The following is a 22,894-nucleotide window of genomic DNA, read 5'->3' as shown; positions in this document are numbered from 1 at the left end:
AAAATCCCTTTATTGTCATTACAAAGACAATAAAGGGATAAAGTTATAATTTTAAATTGTGATAAACATTTTGAATGTCATCATCTTCCAAAAAACCATCAATTTGATCAAGGATTTTTTCTGTTTGTTCTGGACTTAATTCAACTTCATCTTGGGCAAAATAGCTTACCTCAACACTTTTAAAATCAGGGTTGAATTGTTGTTCAATAGCTGTTTTTAAATCAACGAAGTTTTTTGGCTCACAGTAGATAATATAGGTTTCTTCGTCAGTGATGAAATCAGTTGCACCATTGTCTAAAACAAACAACATTAATTCATCTTCGTTTATATTTTCTTTGCTAACTTCAATATAACCTTTTTGTTCAAAAATATAGGGTATTGCATTTTGTTTACCAATTTGTCCATTAGCACGACGAAATAAAGCTTGCAAACTAGAAACTGCACGATTGCTATTATCAGTCAAGATTGTTACAATTACACTTACTCCGTGGGCTAGATTACCAGAATAAATAATTTCTTTAAAATTGGCAGCATCACTTGTACTTCCAGTAGCTTTTGCAATTGCTTTTTCAATATTAGATTTAGGCATTGATTTCGCTTTCGCTTTTGCAACAATCATTCTCAATGCTGAGTTGGAATTTAAATCAGGTCCACCTTTTGCAGCAGCAACCATAATTTCTTTGGAAAATTTATTAAATATTTTTGCTCGAAGTGCGTCTTGGGCACCTTTTCTGTGTTTAATATTTGCTCACTTTGAATGTCCAGCCATTTTAGTCCTCCATCTTTAATTTTGGTTGTGGTATTCTACTTCTTTTATGTTCACTTATTTTGTGTAGGTATTCAATTCTTTGACGTTTTTTAGCAGACAACTTTTCTGGATTTTTTAAAAAAATATCAAAATCTTTGTAGCTAAAGCCCATTTCATCTTCATCCTTTTGATTTTCTCAAAGACCAGCTGAGGGTGCTTTTGTCAAAATTTCATCAACTACCCCTATATGTTTGGCAACTTTGTAAACTTGGGTTTTTGTTAAATTTACTATCGGTAGCAAGTCAACTCCACCGTCGCCATATTTTGTAAAATAACCTATGTACATTTCTACTAAATTATCAGTTCCCAATACCAAATAGTTGTATTCTTGAGCAAGAGCATACAAGGTTGTCATTCTTAGTCTTGGTTGTATATTAGCAATAGATAATCTACTGTTTAAATTTAAAGTATTTTTAATTGAGGTAAATGTCGGTAATAGATCAACTACGATAGTTTTAATATTAAATTTATTAGCTAATTTTTCAATATCTTGCTTGTCAGCTTCCATATCTCTAATTGGCATAATCACACCTAGATGATTATAAGGAAAAGCTTTTTGGCCTAACACACCAACTAAGGCAGAATCAATTCCACCTGAAAGACCAAAAATTACACCTTTTTTATTAGCTTTTTCTACTTGTTTTTTAATTCAACTTATTAGATATTCAATGTATTTTTCTTCTTTTTTCATTTTTGCTACTCATTTTTTTTACATATTATTTTTAATTATTTTAAAAAAAAATCAGGTAAAACCTGAAAAATGGTACATTATAAAAAATGTATATGGCGCGCCCGGAAGGAGTCGAACCCTCAACCTTTTGGGCCGTAACCAAACACTCTGTCCAATTGAGCTACGGGCGCATTCGTTTTAATGGAGGCACCAACCGGACTCGAACCGGTACATCAGGGTGTTGCAGACCCATGCCTTACCATTTGGCTATGGTGCCATATAAAACAATAAAATTTTAGCACATAATTCAATTATTAATAAGCAAATTTGTTATCTTTTTCTCAAGGACTAACTATATTCAAACCGAGATTTTATTTTTGATAAAAATTTTACTTAATTCATCACTATTTCAAATTTATATTTAAAGTTAAATCGAATTACAAAAAACCTATAAATTTATACACTTTTTTTAATTTTTATTATGTAAAAAAAGTTAAAAACTGTATATTTCAGATTATAATTTAGAAAATTATGGCACTTAATTTATTAAACACCCTTGATATATATATATATATATATATATAAGATAGATAGCATAAGATTTGATCGGCTAGAAAAGGTATCTAATGACTAAAATTAGAGTATTAGAAACCTTTTCAGGAATTGGTGCACAACATAAAGCGATTTCTAATTTAAATAAAAATAATTCCGTGAAATTCAAAGTTGTCGGCACTGTCGAGTGAGACGCACGAGCCATCATTGCATATAGTGCAATTCATCATAATTTATTTAAAAATTATAAAAAAATTATTGCAAAACATAACTTGACTAACCATGATCAGGTTAATAGTTTTTTAGAACAATTTGTTATTTCCTTAGATAGTAAAAAACCTTCACAAATTATACGAAAAGACTTGTTTTTTAAACAAGTTTTGGCCTCTGCAATCATTAGTGCTAACAACTTAGGTGACATTATAAATTTAGATGTTAACAAAGTAGCTAATTTAAAACCAGATCTTATTACTTACTCTTTTCCTTGTCAAGGTTTATCAGTTGCAAATATGGGAAGAGCAAAAGGAATTTTAGACCAAAATTCTACTAGCTCATTAGTTTGGAATATCTATAAATTACTAGCACAATTAAAGACAAAACCTAAATATTTATTAATGGAAAATGTCAAAAATTTAATATCTAAGAAATTTTTACCACAATACAAAATATGGCTAAAAAATCTTGAAGAATTAGGTTATCAAACTTTTACAGCTGTTTTAAACGGCATCAATTGTGGTTCTATCCAAAAACGTGAGCGTGTCTTTGCACTCTCTTTTTATAAACCTAAGAAATTACCTTTTACAAATAATAAAGAGTTTCAAAGATATTTAGATGATTTAGCTAGTGAGAAAAAACTTGATTTAATTCAAAGAAAGAAGGTTTTTGAACACATTTTTGACTTTAGCAAAGATAATAAAGAAAATCAAGAAGCTTTGATCAACAAAACTCCTTCAAGAATTAGAATCATTGAAAAATCTAAGCATATTCATAATTCAAACAATTTTATTATCAATACAGTGACAACAAAACAAGATCGTATTCCTAGTACAGGGGTAATTAAAAGTGAAAATTCATTAAAAAATAAACTGAATTATCGCTTTATAACACCAAGAGAATCTTTTTTGCTAATGGGTTTTAGAAATCAAGATTTTGATAAAATGAATTATTTTATTGAAAATAAGATTATTAATAGAGAATCTCTTTATCGTCAAGCAGGAAATTCAATTGTTGTTCAAGTAATTGAACATTTGTTTCAAACAATTATTAATTTGGAAACAGGCAATACAATAGTTAAAAAAACTAAAGCAATTAAAAAGGATATTCCATGTCTTTAATTGTTCTTGTAATATTTATAGTGATTTTGTCGTTGGCAATTTTTTTGTTGCAAATATGAATACAACATACTAAAAAAAATAATATTGCTAAAAAGTTTAAGCAAGAAAATAATAAAGATGAATTATTAGATCATAAAAATGCTATAGAGGATAAAAGTGACGATGAACTGTTAGACAAGCAAAATGAGGGAAAAGAGTCAAGACTCTTAGATGAATATTCAATTAATAAACTTTTACAAGACGTACATTTAAAACAACAAGATTTTGCTCAGGCCCTAGAAAAAGACAAAAAAAATACAGAAATTTTTCAAGCTAAAATTCCAAATATATTAAAATGATTTGAAGAAATTTTAGCAAAAGAAACAAAAACAATTCCAAATCATACTTCAGGAATTTATGTACTTTACTTAAAACACCCAAACTTTGAAAATGAATTGATTCCTTTTTATATTGGTCAATCAGTAAATATTAGAAGCAGATTTTATCAACATAAGTGAAAGCTAAAACAAGTTATGAGTTTAGATAATAAAGATCAAAAAAATACTTTCCTTTACAGGGGTTCTGGAGTTGATCTTTATTCAAAACTCTACTACAATATAAATATATATAATCTAAATTTGGATGATTTATGTATTCAAATTTTAGAAGAAGTACCAAAAGATAGATTGTATCAAAAAGAAGCAGAATGAATTAATGATAAAAAATCGGATGTACTTGGTTTCAATGAAACAAATTTTATGGTAGCTATGAAAACATTTGTTTGAAAATGAGAATATAATAATGATTACAATGATGCAGATATTGAAAAAATAATAAATATTTTAATACGTATATTTAAAGAAGGTATTGCCTTTTTTGATGAATTTAGTTATGATTGGTTCAACTATGGTTTTTCTTACTACACTTTATGGACACAAATCAGCATGTATGAAAATCAAGAAAATGAAATTAATAAATGCATAGATTTTATTAATAGGAAAATGCAAAATATTGAAGATCTAGATAAATTAAAAGACAAAATAGAAGAGTTGCATAATTTATATGATATCTTTAAACAACAATTTAATACATTCTACTCTTATTATTTAACATGATTTTTTGAAAAACATGACATTTTAATAAAAACTAAGAAAAAATATTTTGAAAAAATACAAAAACAAAGAAAAAAGCTTCAAAAATATGTTTTTAAAAATAATAAAAATATTAACTCTTTAAATAAAAACTAAAATAAAGAAAGTGGAAATTGAGATGAAAATAGATATAATAAAATTTAGAGATATTTTAAAAGAGCTTGATATGGATAAACCATGAATAGTTGGCACAAATATTTATTCTTATATACAAAAATTTAGTTTATTTGTTGAACACAATATTTCTAATATTAATAGTGATGATGTTTTAGAAGTAAAACAAACATATCCTAATCTTTCTAATCAGTTTAATGTAACTTATTTACAAGATCAAATGATAACTGGAAAATCTTATTCTGCTGTAAGACAATTTTTAGATACATTGCTATCTTTTGAGTTAATAAAAAAAGAAACCTATAATTCTTTTAAATTTAATTCTAAATTTGTTGAATTTCTTGGTAAAACAGATTTAGAACTTATTGATCAGATTAGAGAATATGTAAATGTAAAATTGTTATATTGTTTAAAAAAATATATTTTAAACACATTGGTTAAATACAAAGAAGAAAATATAGATACAGAACACACTAAACAAGAAGGCAAATTTTGATGGAATATTTTGATTGAATTTTGAATTGCAGATAAAGAAAATGATGGCAGGGAAAGTAAATATTTATTGGATCGTTTTGACCTTGATAACCAAACACAAGAATCTAAAAGATTTTTTAAAAAAGTAGTTGAAGAATTTTTTTTCAGCGAAAAATATAAAGAAAAAACATATAAAATAATAAAAGAGTTTAACCAATTATTCAAAAAAAATCTTGGCATTAATCTTAGCAATGTTTGAAGTTACAACAAAATAAAACAACAAAAACAAAACTTAAGTATAGATATAAAAATTAAAGGATTCATAGGTGATGATAAAAATCAACCTAACATAAAACCCTTATCAATTTATACTTTTTTTAATTTAGATGCTGCTAGTAATTATGCTTTGCCAATTTTTCAAAGAACTTATGTCTGAGATACCACTATTATTGGTTCTATGTTTGAATCTATTTTTGAAGACTTTGAAAAAAATAAAGAAGGTAATTGTTCATTTAGTTATTTAAATACCATTATTTTTACATGAATAAACCATTCATATGCTATTTTAGATGGGCAGCAAAGAATAACTTCTCTTATTATAATTACAATAGCTTTGATTAGATACTCACAACATTTTGGAAACAAAGTTGAAAACATTAATATTGAAAGATATGTATCTTATAACAAAATAAAAAAAATTATCGAAAATTTCAAGAAAAGTGATGATAATTACAATGATTTATCTAGCATTTGAGAAGGTGACAAATCTTCAATTAAAAATATTCGCTTTAAAGATAATTATAACTTTATATGTGATATTATAGATAATAAATTTAAAAACAACTTTGATCAACTTCAAGAGTTTATTTTATATTTTTATAATAAAGTTTTTTTTATTTTTGCTTACTTAACAAATCAAGAAGATGAACAGACTACTCGAATTTTTCAAAATTTAAATCAATATGGTAAACCTTTAGGAGTTCTAGATTTATTTAGAAATTACATATATCAAAAATATAATGGTGAAAAGGAGAAAAAAGATGAAATAATTAACAAATATAATGAAACTTTTAATTTGTATTTTCGAAAAAATGCTCGTCAAGACCAAGATGAAAATATAAAAAATATTATAACTTTTGTTGATTCAACCCTTATAAAATATGGTATGTTTAGCGAAATAGATGAAATTAATAAAAATTATAACAACAAAACAACAGCAACTATTTTAAAACTACAATACTTGTTTGATTACTATGAAAAAAATTTACAAATTAAAAGTGATGTTTTACACGAATTACTACATGATCTTTTAATTTTTGACTATGTAAGTGGTAAAGCTAAATATGATGAAAGTAAATTTAATATAAGAGAAATGTTAAGTTGACTAAATGATAATAATCAATATAAATACAAACAACAAAATTTAGACAAATTATTTAACAATGAATTTATCAGCATACAAATTAAAAATCTTTCAAATAACGGTAGAAAAAGTGTTTTTACTTCACTAATTACTTTAATTATTCAAAAACTTGATTTATTTAGCAATCAAAGTAAAAATTACATAGAGTTTAGTAAGTTTCTTGCTATTATAGAAAGATTTACACTAATATGAGACGTTAATTTTGAGGGTCAATCATTGACTAACTCTATACAAAGAATTTGTGGAGATATTATTGGTTATGATAGCAATAATTTCGAACAAAAAACAACAAGAGATTTTATTTACAAACAACTTTTAGCATCTATAAATGTTAATGTTGAAAAAATTTATGATGATTTTGAATACGAAAAGAACTTAATTTCAAGAATCCATCAAAATCTTGAAGAAAAATTTATTCATACAAGTAGCAAAAAACAGAGCAATGATGATGCTAAAAGATTTATTATTCAAAGAGTTATTCAAATAACTAAAAATAACAACCCACTTTATTATGATGGGCGTGAACAAGATAATAATTCATATATTAAAATGACTTTTGATCACATACTACCACAAAAGCAACCAGCTGAATTAAAAGTTAAATTTAAATCAGAAGAAGAATATAATATTTATGTCAATAAAATAGGAAATGGAAGACTTTTATCTAAAAAAGATAACTCATCAAAAGGTAATAATATAAATAAACAAGATGCTTTAGAAATTACTAATTATAATTACACAGTCAAAGGGATTAGTTCCAAGCAACCAATGAAAATTTTAGATCTCAATGGACAACAATTGATTATACAAAATAAATATCTAGAATTATTAAGTCAACCTAATTTAAAAACAGCACCCCTTGAGGAAATAAAGCAAATTATAGACACAAGATCTACACAAATCCTAAGTGCATATCTTTCAATCTTTTTTGCATATCATTGAGATAATTAATATTTATAAAAATAAAAAAAGTGTTCATTTTTAAACACTTTTTTTATTTTCCAAGACAAAAATTTGAAAAAATTGAATCAAGTAAATCTTCATCATCTGCTTGACCCAAAATAGATTTTAAATCTTTTCAAGCTTGTCTGATATCAACAATTGCTACATCCGGACCTAAATTATTAAGAAGTGCAATTTTTGCTTCTTTTAGTGAGATAAGCGCCATTCTAATTTGACTAATTTGTCTTGTGTTGCTTACAAAATCGTCATCAATTTGTAGGAAGTGATATTTTTTCTTAATTTCAGAGATTAAAGTTTCAATTTCATCGTTTTTAGCACTAATATAAATCTGATTTTTTTGCTTAGCTTCAATTAAATCTGCTTTATTATACACTTGAATATATACTTGATTAGTAATAGTGCTTGCAATTTCTTGATCTGTTTTGTCAAATCCTTTTTGCGAATCAATAACATGAATTATTAGATCATTTTTGCTAATTTGTTCAAAGGCTTTTTGAATACCAATTTGTTCAATTTGGTCTTTTGCTTTGCGAATTCCAGCTGTATCACTTACTTTAAATAAAATATTATCAATTTGAAAATTACCTTCAACAACATCACGGGTTGTACCGGCAATTTCACTAACAATTGCTTTATTTTCTTTTAATAAAGCGTTTAAAAGTGAAGACTTTCCACTATTAGGAACACCAACGATGGTAACTTTGATACCTTCAAAAATTAGTCTACTACGATTAGCTCGCTCGAGCAAATTAGCAAATTTTTGTTCTAATTTGTCAATTGTTGGTAGTAAAATTTGACTGGTCATTTCTTCAACATCGTCATATTCAGGATAGTCAATGTTGACCTCGATAATACCTATAATAGCTTCTAAATCAACAATTAATTCTGAGATATATTTGCTGGTGTGGCCTTCAAATTGTTTAAGAGCCAAACTATGTTGACTTCGAGTTTGTGCATGGATTAAATCATTGATGGCTTGTGCTTTTACTAAATCCATTTTTCCATTTAAAAATGAGCGCATTGAAAATTCGCCTGGGTTTGCAAGCCGAGCTAATTTGGTAGACAAAATTAGCTCTAAAATGATATTGGTGTTTAAAACACCACCATGAGCATTGATTTCGACAGTTGGTTGACCAACAAAATTTTTGCTACCTTCGAATCAAAGTACTAAAACTTCGTCAATTTTTTGTCCTTTGTCATGAATTCAACCATAAGTAATTTGTTGCGATTTGCCAATTTTACCACTAAAGATTTGCTCCATAATTTGAAAAGCATTATCACCACTGATGCGAATGATTGAAATTGCTTGGTTAACCTGTCCAGAGGCAATGGCAACTATAGTATCATTTAACATTGATTAGAATCCCATTTTTTTCTCATATTCTTCTAAATTACCACGGAAAAAGAAGGATCCTGTGGCACGAATATCTAAAATTGCAGTTGCTACTTCTTTAATAAGTGCACGGTTGTAGGTAGTAAAAATAGCTCCAGATTCAAAGTCTTTTAGACCTTCAATAAAGGAATCAATTGATTCAGAATCAAGGTGATTAAGAGGTTGATCAAAGATTAAAAAATTGGACTCACCTAACATTAGCTTTGAAAACATAAGCCGAACTTTTTCACCACCTGAAGTAACTTTAACTTTTTTAAAAACCTGATCGCCACTAAAGAGCATACGACCTAAAAAACTTCGCATTCTATGATCGGAATTGTCTTTATTTTCTTCTAAACTATTATTAAGTGGTCACTTACTTAATCAGGTGATTAAATCTGAATCATCACTAAAAAATTGATCATGATTTGCTGGAAAATAGTCAAAATTAATAGTGCTACCTCAACTAATTTGCCCGCTGGTAGCCTCTTCTTTGCCAGCTAAAATATCTAATAATTTGGTTTTGACCAAGTCATCTTCACCAAAAATGACAAGCTTTTCGCCAGGAAGAAGTTGAAATGAGATGTTTTCAAAAATGACTTCATTAGTTTTTGGGTTAACATAAGAGAGATTTTCAACATTTAAAATTTGTTTTCCAGGTCTTGGATAGACATTAAAACGAATAAAGGGATATTTACGAGAAGAGGGTTTAATTTCATCAAGTTGAATTTTTTCAAGAGATTTTTTTCTTGAGGTAGCCTGTGCTGATTTGGAAGCATTGGCAGAAAACTTGGCAATAAAGGCTTGTAATTTGGCTATTTGTTCTTCTTTTTTAGCATTACTATTTTTGAGCATTTCGTTCATTAGTGCTGAAGACTGTTTTCAAAAAGTATAATTTCCAGTAAATAACTTAATTTCACCAAAGTCAATATCGACAATGTGAGTGCAAACTTGATCAAGAAAATCACTATCGTGGCTAACTATAATAACTATATTTTTATAGTTAATTAGAAATTCTTCAAGTCATTTAATAGCTTTAATGTCAAGGTGGTTAGTAGGTTCGTCCATGATTAAAATATCAGGTTCACCAAAAAGCGCTTTTGCAAGTAAAACTTTAACTTTGTGTGAGGATTTTAAATCTTTCATTTGTGTATTTCAAAATTCTTTGGGCACATCAAGTGCTGATAAAAGAATTTGTGCATCATTTTCAGCATTTCAACCACCTAACAAACCATATTGTTCTTCTAGTTCACCAGCTCTTGTGTAGTCTTGCTCAGTTGCATCTGGATTTGAATAAATTGCATCTTTTTCTTGCTGAATGTCATAAAGTTGTTTGTTTCCCATGATGACAACCTCTGTAACATTAAAATCATCAAATTCAAAGTGATTTTGTGATAAAACAGAAATTCTTTGTCCTTGCGATACAAGAATTTGTCCAGATGTAGATTCTACTTGTCCTGATAAAATTTTTAAAAAAGTTGATTTTCCGGCACCATTTGCACCAATTACACCATAAGTATTTCCTTCAACAAATTTTAAATTGGCATTTTCAAATAGTTTTTTATCAGCAAAAACTTTCGAAAGATCTTTAATTTCCAACATTTTAATACTCCTTTATTTTGTTTTCTTTAAGATATGAATTTTACTAAATTTTTAAAATATGTCTTTAAAATAAAACATTTTTAAAAATTAATGGTTTTGGAATTGCTGATTATTAATTCCACAAAAATTTTAGCTTGTTGCCTATTTGCTAGATCAATCTTGTAATTTATAGCGTTAGTGAGTTCCTCAATTAATTCTGGAGAACCAAATAAGGTTATTTTTTCACTAATTAATCTTGATTGTAAAATAGGATTTATAATAGTCAACACTCAACTATTCATGATGTTTTGGTTTATAGACTCAAAAATTAAAACATCAACATTTTTTAAGACATTTGGCAAGTAATATTGTTCTTTTTTGTTGGTATTTGTAAACCATAGTGCAAATTCATCTATATTAAAATATGCAACAGTTTTGTTGCTATTTTTTGCAAAAAGAACAGCTAAAAGTTTTAATAAATAAGTGCGCGCTTCTTGATTAGTGTTACCATATCAAAAAATTCATCTATTTTTCTCCATTATGTTTTTCAATTTAGTTTTATAGTATGCAAATTTTTGCATCAAATCAGGATATTTTTTTTCTATTGTTTTAGAAAAGTCTATAATTTTATAGTATTCTTGAAAACTAACTTCAGTATAAAACAGATTGTGATCATAACTTTTGCTAATTTTTTTAAGCATACTAATTTTTCGAATTAAATTACCATCGCTATTTCTGATAATTTTAATTTCGGTTTCTGAATTATTTTTGATTAATAGTAAAAATAAAAAAATATTTTCTTCAAATTCTTGAAAGCTAACTTTTAATTCTTTGACCACTAATTGAACTTTTTGATCATTCCATATTTTCTGAACGTCGATGTCTATTTTTTTATTTAAATATTTTATAGAATCTACATTCATTATACCCAACCTTCACCATCATTTATACCTTGAAACAATGAACCTGTAAATTTATCATTATCTTCTTTATCCGAATCATTATCATTGTTGGTTTTGAAAATTATTTTTTTTACTGAACTATTGTAGCTAGAGTCAATTTCGAGAACATTTTGATTAATATTTTTGTAGCGATAGGTATTTTCTAATTCTAGAAGTACCTCATTTGAGGTGATAATGTTGTCTTTGTAAAAATCATCTAAAATTTTACTAAAGTATTTGATATTAAATTGCTTACCATTTTTATTAACTTTATGACAAAATTCTAAAGTATGATTGATACCAGCTTGTGAAAAACCTAAATTTTTAAATTTTACAAATAAATTTTTAAGTCTAGGTCTAGGATCTGAATTAGTTAAGAAGCGATAATATTGAATAGAATTTAACTTTTGTTTTGCCTCTTTGTGACTTAAATTATTAAAATCAATATTTTCAGAATCATCATTGTCTTGCTGCAAGTTTTCGGGAGAAAAAATTTCAAAAAAGTTTTCAGACAATTCCTCATAAGCACTTAAGTCAATTTCTTGTGATTCAATATTATTAATCAAGTCTTCTAACAATGGTTTGGTAATATTGTCAGATATTAAGTTATAGATATAAGGATTTTTTTTTATTTGTGCTATTGATAATGGTTTTTCAATCTGGATAATATATTGTGCTTCACGTTTATTATATAAAGTTTTTATTAAACCGAGTACCATAAAGATTTTTTTATATTTTTCAAATTCAGTTTTATTTATTTGAAAAATGCGATTTAAGTATTCAAAATTTACATATGAATTTTTAATACTTAAAAAATAATGAAATAATAAAAACCCTTTATCTTTGATGATTGGTTGGTAAAAATAAAGGAGGATTTTTAAATCAATTTGAGTAATATTTTGTTGGTTTATCACTAAGTATTTGTTCATATTTATACAACTTTTTTATTTTTTTATTTGAAAATTTCATTAAAAAAATGATTAAAAAATTCTGGATTTTTTCATTCATCACCATGAACTTCAAAATCTATATTTTTATAAACAATTTGGTTGAGTTGTTCATTTTTTTGAGAAACATTTAGAGCTACATTTTTGTTTAAAATATTTTTTTGTCTTTGTTCTGGGTTAGTAGAAACTAAAACAATTTTTTGAAAAAATTCTGTAAAATTAGCGTTTTTTGTATATAAATTAGGAATTTCTACAAAATCATATCGTCTACTCTTTAGATGATTTGATAGGATTTTATACAACTTTTTTTCCAAAAAGTCTTTATTTTCCTTCTTTTCTAGCATGAAATCACGGATTTTATCTTTTTTTACATAATCAGTAGTAACAAAATCTTCATTAATAGATTTTACTACAAAATAACAAGGATTACCATTTTGGTAGCAAGAGGCAAAAAAATCATCTGTATATAAAACTTGATATCCAAATTTTTCAACTTCCTTTAAAAAGGTGGTTTTTCCACTACCATATTGGCCAACAACTGCTACTGAAATATTTTTATCAATAAATTTTTCTATAGCTTTTGCAACCCCACCATATTTGGCAAAACCAACATTATCTGCTATTTTTTGTAAATTTTTTGATCCTGATTTCATGGCAATTAGATTACCAATAATTCCACTACAAGAAGCATCATTCATTGAATCACCGATGTGAAAAGTGTTTTTTAAATCCACTCCTTCTAATTCTGCAATAAATTTTGCAGCTTTGCCTTTTGAAGCTTGACTATTAGTGATTTCTAAAGCAAAACCTTTGCCTGAAATTGAGACTTGTAATTGTTCTTGATACCTTTGTTTTAGGATGTTTTTGATAATTCTGATGCGACTTTTGTAAGCCGAAATTATTAGTATTTTTTGAATCTGTTTTACTTCAATTAAGCTAATAGGTCTTGGTTTAAATTCTGCAAAAAAAGAAAAAATTGTTTTTCATAAGCCATCGCCGTAGATATATTTTTCATCAAAAGCCACAGTTGATTTATTATCAAAAGCTAATTTGATGACATCGTTTGCAATAATATCTGTAATTTCATACTTTCTTAAAAGGTTAAAATTTTTATCAAAAATGTTAGCTCCATTTTGACAAATATAATATTTGGCATTAATTTGTTGGCCAATTTTTTTGATTTTTTCACTTAGTTTGCGACCAGTAGAAATTACAATAGTGTAATTTTGTGATATTTTTTGGACAGCTTTTTTGTTTATATTAGACATATTTGCTGTTACACCATAGCCGATATCTAAAAGTGTTCCATCAAGATCTAAAAAAACAATTTTCTTTTTATTCATAGCACTATTTAACCTTTTTTATTATATATTTAATGATAAATAAATTATAATTTTAAAGTAATATTTTTAAAAGCAAGCCAATTTTATTAAGCAAAACATTATCAAATTTAAATGTTTTCTTTTTTTACATAGTTTAATATAATCAATTTATTAAAATTTTAGTAAAATTATACAAAATTAAAAGAAAATAAACCGAAAGAAGCAAGAAAGAATGAAAAAACAAGATATTTTTAAAAAAATTGCTAAATTAAACTCTGATAACAAGGATGCTAAGGCACCAAAAGAAAAAAAACCTTTATCTACAAAGGCAAAAGTTTCCTATTCACTTTTAGGTGTATCAGCTTTTGCTTTGGTTTTAGGTCTTGGAATTGGAATTCCTATCTCTGCTGCCTCACAATCAACTACCATTAGTAAGTTGAGAGATCCTCAGGAGGTAGGTGTAACTTTTTCAAGCCCAAAAGGTGACAAGGATTTAACAATTGGCACAATTTTAAGCAATTATAAATCTGATTCAAATGTGCAAAGAGAAAATTTAGATAAAGCAAAAAAATCGTTAATCGAATTCTTATACAACCAAGAATATGAAGCTTCTAAGGTTTTCAATGCTGCTTGAGAAAATACAAATACATCTGAGACTCAAGGCAATTCAAGAAGATTTACTATTAGAAGTTTTGCTGAAATTCGTGAATCTGAAAAAAAATTTTTAGAAGATGAGCGCTCTAGATATCAACGCACTTTTGGTTTTGATAATTGAGAAAGCGAATTTAACAAATATTTAAACACAGATTCTAGATATAATGGTGCTGTTAATTTTGAACAAGCGCTTGATAGTTTAGCCATTAGCAAAGCTGTTGATACTGCTTTTGCACGTTTTAAGTTGACTTTTGATACAACTTTTACACTTAATGACATAGAAAATCGAATTCTCAAAGATGATATTAAAGACGAAAATGGTAATATTGTCTTTAAAAAAGGTGACAAATTATTTAAAGATATCATCGTAGTTGGTCAAAATGCTGAATCTGCAAACATTGTTAATGCAAGTGGACAAAAAAATAATACCAATAATCAAGATGATAAAAACTTAAAAGTTGCAGTTTTTATTACTAAATCATTTATTAAAAAATATATTAATCCTAAAAATATTATTGATGAGTTATATTTTAGTGCCAATGCACCTTTGAAAAATAACTTCCAATTTTTCAATATTTCTCAAGTTAGCATTAATGCCAAACCTAATGCACAAGATTTTAAAAATGCTTGAAGTGTTGATAAAACAGCTTTAGAACAACTTTTAGCCTACAAACCAATTAAACCTTCTGATCAAACAGCTACAACTAATGAAGTGCACAATAATTTAGAACTGCTGGAAAAATTTCAAGGTGGTTTATCTAAAGACGTTGACCAAAATAAAAATGATCAGATTTTACTAACCACATTAGATTATGATGGCAATAAAAATCGTGCTAAAAATCTAGGTCAACTTCCTTTGGCTAGTGCTCAAGGTGTTCTCAATAATAATGATGCCAGCTATATTTTAGCTTTTCTAGATGACATTTTTAGTCCTAAAGACAATAGTCAAATTTTAAGCAAAACACTTTTTGAAAACATTAAAAAATATGTTTTCAAAAACAATGAAAATTTACTTCCTGAAACATCTACTCTTAAGGGTAAAGATTTAAGTCAAATCAAAGAAATTAACCGTAAATTAAAGGATTTTATTCAAGGTTTAAGTGAAAACCAATTACGTGAAGCTGGTAAAGCTTTTCAAAAAACTTTTGCAGCTTCTGACTCAGATGATCGCTTAAAAACTATTTATAAAATTTCTAATCAATTAAAAATAGCTTTAGATTCTAAAGGACTTAAAGTTATTGCTTATGACAAAATTGATACTTATGAACAATTTGCTAAAATAATCAAAGAGCAACTACAATTAAAAGCTAATAATCAAATTGACTCTTCTATTAATTCGACTATTGATATTGCACAAATTTTTTCAAGTATTACCAACAATGACTTTATTCAAGCACTTGTCATCACAGATGATAGTTTTAAGCAAACTTTGGTAAAAGATTTAGGTAATATTAGCGAATCCGCCAAAAATGATTTTCTTAATTCTGTAACACAAAGCTCTAATAATTATTTAAATTTTTATATTTTAGATCAAGTGCTCCAAATTAATTCCAAACTGCAAAATTATATTACTCAGGTAACACTGAATAATTCCAACGCTGATTTTAAATATGATAAAACTAAAGAACGTTGAGAATTGACAAAAGTGCCAGATAAAGAAGCAAGACAAGCAATTTTAGATGATTTAGAAACTAGATTTTCTGTTAGAAAAGGACAAAAATAATGAAAAAAAGTTGAAAAAAGTGATCACTTCTTAGTCTTGCCACACTACCAACTATTGCCACTTTTATATCTTGTGGAATTAATGTGCAAAGTGGTCAAAGAGAAGAAGAAAATCGTAAATTAGCTTCCCAAGAAACTAAAGATTTTATCGAAAATGCTTATGTTGCTAACATTTTGTCACAAAATTTTTATTCTGATGGTGCATCAGTGCTAGATAGTTTTAATAATACTAATTCTCCTTTTTATAAAGAAGCTAAAGATACTTTTGATTTTTATCAAAAGTATCAAATTGCTCAAAACCCTACATATAGTTTGAATTTACTATCACAATTAAGAGAAAATAATGCAATTACTAGTGTTGATTTTGCTACTCTTACCACTCAAGCTGGCTATAATAAAGAATTTAATGAACAAGGATTCCAAATTTTATACAAAAATTTTGCAACAGGTATTCAAACTATTATCAACAAGATGATTTTAGTCAAGAACTACCTAATTAACTTAAATGAGTCACAAATTACAACTTCAAAAGTCTACAAAGATGGAATTGGAGCTAATGCTTCCTTTAGTTCACAACAAATTTTTCAAAGCATTGATCCTAAGTCAAAAGATTTTTTCCTTATTCAATTATTATTGAGCAAACAACCTGCACAAGTTTGACAATTTGAATCTAGCGATCCTTTAGACATTAGTACATTTAGTCAACTTCGTGTCAAAGATTTAAACACTTTTAATAATTTTTTAAGAAGCGATAATATTAATTCTAAAAGCACTCGTAAAGAAGAAAGTTTTGAAAAACTCGCAATTAATGATAGCATCGATTCTAGCAAATTATTAGGTTATAGTGGCATTTTGTATAATCAAGGATCAAATGGTGGAGATTTAGATTATTCACTTTCATTTTTAATGTCTCAAGGTGAAATTAAATCTGGTTTTTTTGATCCACAGACTAAGAGAATTCTATCAGCGAAAAATTTAGCTAAACATCAACAAATCAACGCAATTAAACTATATCCTGTTGTTTTAAATGATAGTTTTGACAAAAAAAATAATAAATTCCAACTTAAAATCAGTGATTTATCAATTAAAGGTGCTTCAAATACCTATAAAATAGTTCGTGTTTATCCAAATTTAAACTCAGATAATCGCTCTGCAACAGCAATAGTGGAAATTAGCTTTAATGATGGCATTAAAACCCACTATTCTGTAGCAATTAATTGAAATGACAATGCAGTTTTCTATAATCCTGATCTTCCTGAAGCTGGAAAAGATATTGAACAAATCAGTGATGGTGTAACTAGTGTTAATAGCAATTTTGACAAAATTGAGGTCAAATATGTTAATAAATTAGCACCTTTATTTGACAAAGCAGTTACCTCAGATAAAGGCGAAACTAAGGTTTATTTTTCATTAGATAATACTCCTTGAAAAACTGATGAGCAAAAAATGCGTTTAGCATATTCTCTTTATTTAGCAGACCAAAATACTATTTTTGGTGATGCCAAAAAATTCTTTGAAGGTCTTGGTTATACTATTAAAACTGTTGATTCTTCTATTAAATTAGATAGTAATTAGGTGAAACATGCAAGAAAATAAAGACTTATTTTTAAAGATAATTAATCGTGAACTTGAATCTCAAATTATCTATGAAGATGATAGAGTAATTGCTTTTATGGATAAATTTCCAGTAAGCAAAGGTCATTTTTTAGTTGTCCCTAAAAAATATTCTCGCAATTTATATGAAATTAGCGATGAAGATTTAACTTATTTAATTTTAAAAGCTCGCCAACTAGCACTTGAATTTGTCAAAAAATTTGGTGCAAAAGGTTTTAAATTGTTAAGCAACAATGAATCTGTTGCAGAACAAAGTATTTTTCATACCCATATTCACATTATTCCTTATTATTAATAATTTTTTAATCTTTCATATATGAAAACAACAATTAGTTTAATTAGTCAAATATTATTTGATTTCAACAACACTAAATCACTAGAAAACCAGGTTAATCTTGTAATTAAAGGTAGTTATATTTTTGATTATAATGAAACTAGTGAACTAGAGCCTAAAGATCTTGATTTTTGCTTTACAAATAGCACTAGAATGAGTGTTAAGCAAAAATTTATTGAATATCTCAACAATCACCAATCATTTGAGATAGTAAAACAAGACGATAACCTTTGTATATTTAGTTTTAACAATATTAATTTAGAGTTTATTTTGCTTGAAGAAATACCTCTTGATTATTTAGAAAAAACTGATTTTCAATTTATTAAAATTATTCAAAAAAACTTTGCAATTATTCAAAAAATTTTAGCTTTTTCCTACATAAATAGCAGATTTTTTCCTCATAATCGTCAGGAAAAATTAACAAGATCGCTTTCTCAATTGCAAAAATGAGTTAAGCAAATTGATAAAAACACCATTTTTAGCAATCAAGCTTTAAATTTTTTACAAACTTGCTTGTGAAATAGTTTTTTCATCTTTGAATACTATAATTATGACAAAATGTTGGTAATTATTTTGGATGAACTAAATATGTTTGAAACTTTTGTAGATACAAAGTATGCACAAATTATACACTTTATCAAATCATTTTATGATTTTTTCTTGTTAAACAAAGATATTGATAAAATGATTAAAATTATGAATAAATTACTTGCAAAAAGAGAAGAAATTAAAGCTCAAATTTCTAGTAATTATCACAAGTTTTTCATATCAAACTTTAACAGTGAAGAATCAATTATCACTACAATTTGGTCATTATATAAATTAATTAGCCATGAGGATAAACAAGATCTTAAAACTAAACTAAATTTATCACCTGTGTTGCTACCCCTTAATTATGATATTACTTTTCCCTTAGTACAAAAACCCCATTTCTCTTTTGAAAATGAAGACAAAAACAATTGCATTCAGACAGAATTAACAAAATACTTTATTTCAGTTGAAACTATTAATAAAGATAATAAAAGCTTTAAAAATCAAGATAATAGCATTTTCGTTATAGTACCAATCAAGAAAAACAATCTTGACACCAGAGTTATTTTTTGAAAAAATGTTGTATATATTTTGTTTATCATTGCTGTTTTAAATGACGACTTTTAAACCTAATTTTTACAAATATACAACATCCCTTTCAATTTCGCTTATTGGTTCAGAAGCTTTTAAATTTGCCTCATCATTATATATTTATAAAATAACTGGTGATTTTTGGCTAGTATCCATTCTTTATTTATTGATTCAACTACCTTCAATAATAGTTTATTTTTTTAGTCAATTAATAGTTAATAGAACTAAAAAAATTAAGGACAAAACCATACTCTTATTTTGTGATTTAATTAGTGCGTTTGTTCTAGCTAGTTCGGTATTGTTATTTTTTATTATTCGAAATAATTTTAGTTTTTCTATTATCCTAATAGTGGTTTCATCAACAGTTGGTTTTATTCATTCATTTCGATTTATTTATATCAAAAATATTGTTTATTATATTGCCAAGAACAATGAGCAACTTAAAAAAATTAATATTGCTACCTCATTGGCTACAGCAATTGGTTTTGTTATATCGCCAATTTTATCTTTTTTTGTTTACAAATATTTTGATTTTTATTACATGATTATTTTTAATATTCTTACTTATTTAACTTCGGGATTTTTATATTTTTGAATTAAAATGAGCAGTGAAAAAACAGTTTTTGTTGCAAATAAAACTATTAACAACGATCAAAAAACCTATAAATTTAAACATAATTGATTATTTATTCTATCTTGTTCATTAATTATTGGAATTATTTTGTATCCACGAACTTCAGGCTTACCCCAAATGTTTAAATTATTTCCCCAATACTCAGTTCAAGAATGAGGTTTTTATTTAAGTATTATCTTTTCTAGTGTTTCATTGCTTGCTTCACTTTTGCAATTTTGGGTTTCCAAACTTAAAAATATCTCTATTAGTTGACTTTTGGCATTAATGTCACTCTCGAGTTTTATTTGAGTTTTAAGTCTTATTTTTGTTAAAAAAGATATTATTAATTTAATCGTATTTGTAATTATTATTTCAGTTCAACAATTTTTGTTTTCACTTTTTATTTCCTTATTTTATACAGTGAGTTTTCAATTATTTGATAAGGAAAACTTTCATAAACAAAACGGTATTTCCCTTACTATTAGAATTATAACAAGTTCATTAATTATTATTTTTCTAACATATTTAGCAACAATTGCAACCATTTACGCTTTTATTGCTTACTCAATTTTGTTGGTGTTGTTATCAACGACGGCTATCATTTTTAATCCTCACAAAAATTATAGAAAACCGCTAAAAGTGTTTAAAAATAAAGGCAAAAGTTAAAAAAAACAAAAAAATCAAGACTAAAAATCTTGATTTTTTTGTTTGCTTAAATGCTAACTTTAAAATCTAAGCACCTTTATTGTTAGGTTCGGCTAAAGTTTGGGTTTCAGCAGCGCTAGGAATTTCTACTTTTTGATTTTTAAATATTTCACCTTTGGCAAAATCTTCAATTTTGTGTTCAAAATTTTCACTTTTTAATGAAGAATTTTTAGATTGATCACTAATTAATTTAGCAAAATTAATCAAAACATCAATATATTTTTCACCTTCATAAGCTAATTCAATTTTAGCATCCTTAGCATTTAAATCCAACATTTTATAACCATCACCACCAGCAGTTATAAAATCATTTGTGGTGAGATAGTAGTATTTGTTTTCATCGATGGCTTTGTTATTAATCTTGATGCTATCAGCAATAGGTTTTCAAATAAATTGATCTTTTTCAGATTTTTCACTTAAGCCTTTTTCAACTTTGACATTATAACTGACGTTGGTAGAAAGTTGAGCAAAACCACCTGAACGACCACGAGATAAACCATAAACAAGTGCTTGTTTTAAAACATCACCTTTGAGTCGCACTGTTACTATTCGGTTACCAAAAGGACTAATTGCTAAAACTTCTTCGCGAGTAATATCTCCTTGTTTTAGATTTGCACGTAGTCCACCACCATTCATAAGGCCGATGGAATTATCAATTGTTGCAGCTTCATAACCACTGTGGGATTCTCAAGCTTTTTCTTTTTGAAATCCTCAGGCTAGGGAGTTGGCTGTCAAAGCTCCAAGCCCAGTTGCCACCACTCTTCCGATTGCATAGGGTGTATTTTCAATTTCTTTAACACTGACATGTTCAAAAGCTTGCGGGGTGGAAAAAGCAACAACAGAGTTTTCTTTACTAAATGCTTTTTTAAGACGGGATACTAATTTGCTTGGATAATCAGAATTGTAAATTTCAATTTGATCAATATTTCTCAAAACTTGATGTACCTCAACAATTTTACCGCTACGAGTATCAAGTGTAACATCAAGGTCGCCAAGATATTTAGTATAAGCCTCAGTTTGAGTCAAATATATATCTTTCTCAGGAGCGGCAGATTTATTAATTTCTACATAAGTGTGGCTATGACCATCAATAATTAAATTTAAATCACTTTTTACATTACGAGCGAGATACTCTGATGTTCATTTAACATTGTTGCGCCCAATTCCTAAATGGACACTAGAGATAATAAAGTTAACACCTGGATGTTGTTGTCGAATTTCGCCAATTACCTTTTCAGCTTCAGAAACTGGATCACGAAATTCAACTAACTGAGAATTTCGTGGATGACTGGTAAAGACTGTATCAGGAGTGGTAAGTGCAAAAATAGCCACTTTAATTCCATTTGATAATTCTTTAATAATATAAGGTTGGAAAACTCTTTTTCCTACTTTGGATTGCTCATAATTTTGAGGTTTTTCTTGAGAATTACTATAGTCACGATAATAAATATTAGCTGAAATAAAAGGTGTTTTAACACCATGATTTTCTTGCGAAACTTGTTTATTAAGTTGCAAAATTCAATCCAGTCCATAGTCAAATTCGTGATTACCTACAGCAATTGAGTCATAACCCATGAATTTTGCAACCTCAGCCATTGTTTTTCCTTTATCTGAATCAGAAAGTGGTAGTCCTTGAATTAGATCACCAGCAGAGATTAACAAATCACGTTGTTTATCTTGTAAATATTTTGAGGTTTCTACTAATCCGGCATAACGTGAAAACTTACCATCATTAAATTCTAGTCGACCATGTTCATCATTTGAGTGAAAAATTTTGATGGTCTTAAGTGTTGAATTTTCTCGCTTTTCAGCATCACGTAAGAGTTTAAATAAATAATTATATCTTTGTACCAAAGGTTTTAAAATTTGGTGTGATTGAAAATAAAGATCAAAAATTGAGTTTTCAATTTTTGTTTTTTCATCATCAGTTTTTGCTTTTTGATAGTTGGTTTTTAGTTGGTTCAATTTATTGCCAAACTCTTTAATTTTGTTATTGTATTCAGCATTATTTTGATGATATTGCTTTCTAAGTTCAACAGAGCTAAATTGATTTGGTGTGCAACTTGCAATTATAGCGCTAGGTAGCAAAACTATAGGGCTACCAACAATTAATTTTTTTAATTTCATATTCCCCCTTTAAAATTAACTTATTATATTATTGATTTTAGCACTAAAAAATTTTTATTATTAAAAAGTCTATAAATTTATAGGTTTTTTAGTTTTCTAATTGCAATTTATTAAAAATTTATTTATTTAAAAATAATAGTTTGAAAAAAAGATAAAAAAATTATAATAAAAGTCCAATTTTTTTATTATAATTTTACAAATTATGGATTTAGGAAAAATTTTTTTATATATTTATAAATTATATAAAATTAGTAAATTATCTTATTGTGATTTACCTTTTTTTCTTGAACAAACAAGCCAAGATATTTTTGATAAATTCCCCATTTCTCTTCATTAGAGAAGAATATTTTATACAAATTCTTCAAAAATGAA

At 26.9% G+C, this 22,894-nt stretch carries 16 protein-coding genes and 2 tRNA genes; 8 read left to right on the top strand and 10 right to left on the bottom strand.

What is annotated here, in order from left to right; genetic code table 4:
* Nucleotides 1-43: 43 nt before the first annotated feature.
* The 4 genes from MCJ_RS02875 to MCJ_RS02860 form a co-directional block, all read right to left on the bottom strand.
* Nucleotides 44-769: a YebC/PmpR family DNA-binding transcriptional regulator gene (locus MCJ_RS02875; protein WP_012751794.1), complete on the bottom strand. Its 726-nt coding sequence runs from the start codon at nt 767-769 to the stop codon at nt 44-46.
* A 1-nt stretch (nt 770) separates the two neighbouring features.
* Complete coding sequence (gene nadE, locus MCJ_RS02870) at nt 771-1,499, bottom strand: NAD(+) synthase (RefSeq protein WP_012751793.1); 729 nt, start codon at nt 1,497-1,499, stop codon at nt 771-773.
* Between the two features lie 93 nt (nt 1,500-1,592).
* Nucleotides 1,593-1,669: transfer RNA gene (locus MCJ_RS02865), tRNA-Arg, on the bottom strand.
* A gap of 11 nt (nt 1,670-1,680) precedes the next feature.
* A tRNA-Cys gene (locus MCJ_RS02860) sits at nt 1,681-1,755 on the bottom strand.
* 349 nt (nt 1,756-2,104) lie between these two features.
* Here MCJ_RS02860 and dcm point away from each other — a divergent pair.
* The 3 genes from dcm to MCJ_RS02845 all read left to right on the top strand — a co-directional run bounded on the left by dcm (nt 2,105) and on the right by MCJ_RS02845 (nt 7,456).
* Nucleotides 2,105-3,364, top strand: coding sequence for a DNA (cytosine-5-)-methyltransferase (gene dcm, locus MCJ_RS02855; protein WP_012751792.1), 1,260 nt, complete (start codon nt 2,105-2,107; stop codon nt 3,362-3,364).
* Entirely contained in the window at nt 3,355-4,590 is a 1,236-nt protein-coding gene (locus MCJ_RS02850; protein ID WP_041594547.1) for a GIY-YIG nuclease family protein, read from the top strand. Before dcm ends, MCJ_RS02850 begins: the two co-directional genes overlap by 10 nt.
* Before the next feature lie 70 nt (nt 4,591-4,660).
* Nucleotides 4,661-7,456 (top strand): GmrSD restriction endonuclease domain-containing protein, encoded by a 2,796-nt coding sequence (locus MCJ_RS02845; protein ID WP_162009557.1) that lies wholly within the window; start codon nt 4,661-4,663, stop codon nt 7,454-7,456.
* Nucleotides 7,457-7,499: 43 nt separating this feature from the next.
* Here MCJ_RS02845 and mnmE read toward each other — a convergent pair whose 3' ends face one another.
* The 5 genes from mnmE to MCJ_RS02820 all read right to left on the bottom strand — a co-directional run bounded on the left by mnmE (nt 7,500) and on the right by MCJ_RS02820 (nt 13,652).
* Nucleotides 7,500-8,822, bottom strand: a complete 1,323-nt coding sequence (gene mnmE / locus MCJ_RS02840) for a tRNA uridine-5-carboxymethylaminomethyl(34) synthesis GTPase MnmE (protein WP_012751789.1) — start codon at nt 8,820-8,822, stop codon at nt 7,500-7,502.
* Between the two features lie 3 nt (nt 8,823-8,825).
* Nucleotides 8,826-10,442 (bottom strand): ABC-F family ATP-binding cassette domain-containing protein, encoded by a 1,617-nt coding sequence (locus MCJ_RS02835; RefSeq protein WP_012751788.1) that lies wholly within the window; start codon nt 10,440-10,442, stop codon nt 8,826-8,828.
* A gap of 80 nt (nt 10,443-10,522) precedes the next feature.
* The gene (locus MCJ_RS02830) at nt 10,523-11,344 is read right to left on the bottom strand and encodes a hypothetical protein (RefSeq protein WP_041594545.1); all 822 of its coding nucleotides are present in this window, start codon (nt 11,342-11,344) and stop codon (nt 10,523-10,525) included.
* Nucleotides 11,344-12,291 carry a replication initiation and membrane attachment family protein gene (locus tag MCJ_RS02825; protein ID WP_012751786.1) on the bottom strand — a complete coding sequence of 316 codons (948 nt, stop codon included), beginning with the start codon at nt 12,289-12,291 and terminating at the stop codon, nt 11,344-11,346. Before MCJ_RS02825 ends, MCJ_RS02830 begins: the two co-directional genes overlap by 1 nt.
* A gap of 23 nt (nt 12,292-12,314) precedes the next feature.
* On the bottom strand, nt 12,315-13,652 hold the full coding sequence (locus MCJ_RS02820; protein WP_012751785.1) for an HAD-IIB family hydrolase: 1,338 nt from the start codon (nt 13,650-13,652) through the stop codon (nt 12,315-12,317).
* 211 nt (nt 13,653-13,863) lie between these two features.
* On the opposite strand from MCJ_RS02820, the gene MCJ_RS02815 reads away from it, so the two are divergent.
* The 5 genes from MCJ_RS02815 to MCJ_RS02795 are packed head-to-tail and all read left to right on the top strand — an operon-like array spanning nt 13,864 to nt 20,356.
* Nucleotides 13,864-16,008, top strand: a complete 2,145-nt coding sequence (locus MCJ_RS02815) for a HinT-interacting membrane complex protein P80 (RefSeq protein WP_012751784.1) — start codon at nt 13,864-13,866, stop codon at nt 16,006-16,008.
* Nucleotides 16,008-17,582: a HinT-interacting membrane complex lipoprotein P60 gene (locus MCJ_RS02810; protein ID WP_012751783.1), complete on the top strand. Its 1,575-nt coding sequence runs from the start codon at nt 16,008-16,010 to the stop codon at nt 17,580-17,582. Before MCJ_RS02815 ends, MCJ_RS02810 begins: the two co-directional genes overlap by 1 nt.
* A 7-nt stretch (nt 17,583-17,589) precedes the next feature.
* Complete coding sequence (gene hinT, locus MCJ_RS02805) at nt 17,590-17,916, top strand: histidine triad protein HinT (protein ID WP_012751782.1); 327 nt, start codon at nt 17,590-17,592, stop codon at nt 17,914-17,916.
* Between the two features lie 21 nt (nt 17,917-17,937).
* Nucleotides 17,938-19,113, top strand: a complete 1,176-nt coding sequence (locus MCJ_RS02800) for a hypothetical protein (RefSeq protein ID WP_012751781.1) — start codon at nt 17,938-17,940, stop codon at nt 19,111-19,113.
* A complete protein-coding gene (locus MCJ_RS02795; RefSeq protein WP_012751780.1) occupies nt 19,100-20,356 on the top strand; it encodes an MFS transporter in 1,257 nt (418 codons plus the stop codon). Before MCJ_RS02800 ends, MCJ_RS02795 begins: the two co-directional genes overlap by 14 nt.
* A 66-nt stretch (nt 20,357-20,422) precedes the next feature.
* Here the strand turns inward: MCJ_RS02795 and MCJ_RS02790 are convergent, their stop codons facing one another.
* Nucleotides 20,423-22,522, bottom strand: coding sequence for a bifunctional metallophosphatase/5'-nucleotidase (locus MCJ_RS02790; RefSeq protein WP_012751779.1), 2,100 nt, complete (start codon nt 22,520-22,522; stop codon nt 20,423-20,425).
* Nucleotides 22,523-22,894 lie beyond the last annotated feature (372 nt).

This window comes from Mesomycoplasma conjunctivae (assembly GCF_000026765.1).
Lineage (GTDB): Bacteria > Bacillota_I > Bacilli_A > Mycoplasmatales > Metamycoplasmataceae > Mesomycoplasma > Mesomycoplasma conjunctivae.
Note: the sequence above shows the minus strand (reverse complement) of the source record. Positions and strands in the feature narration are given on the sequence as shown.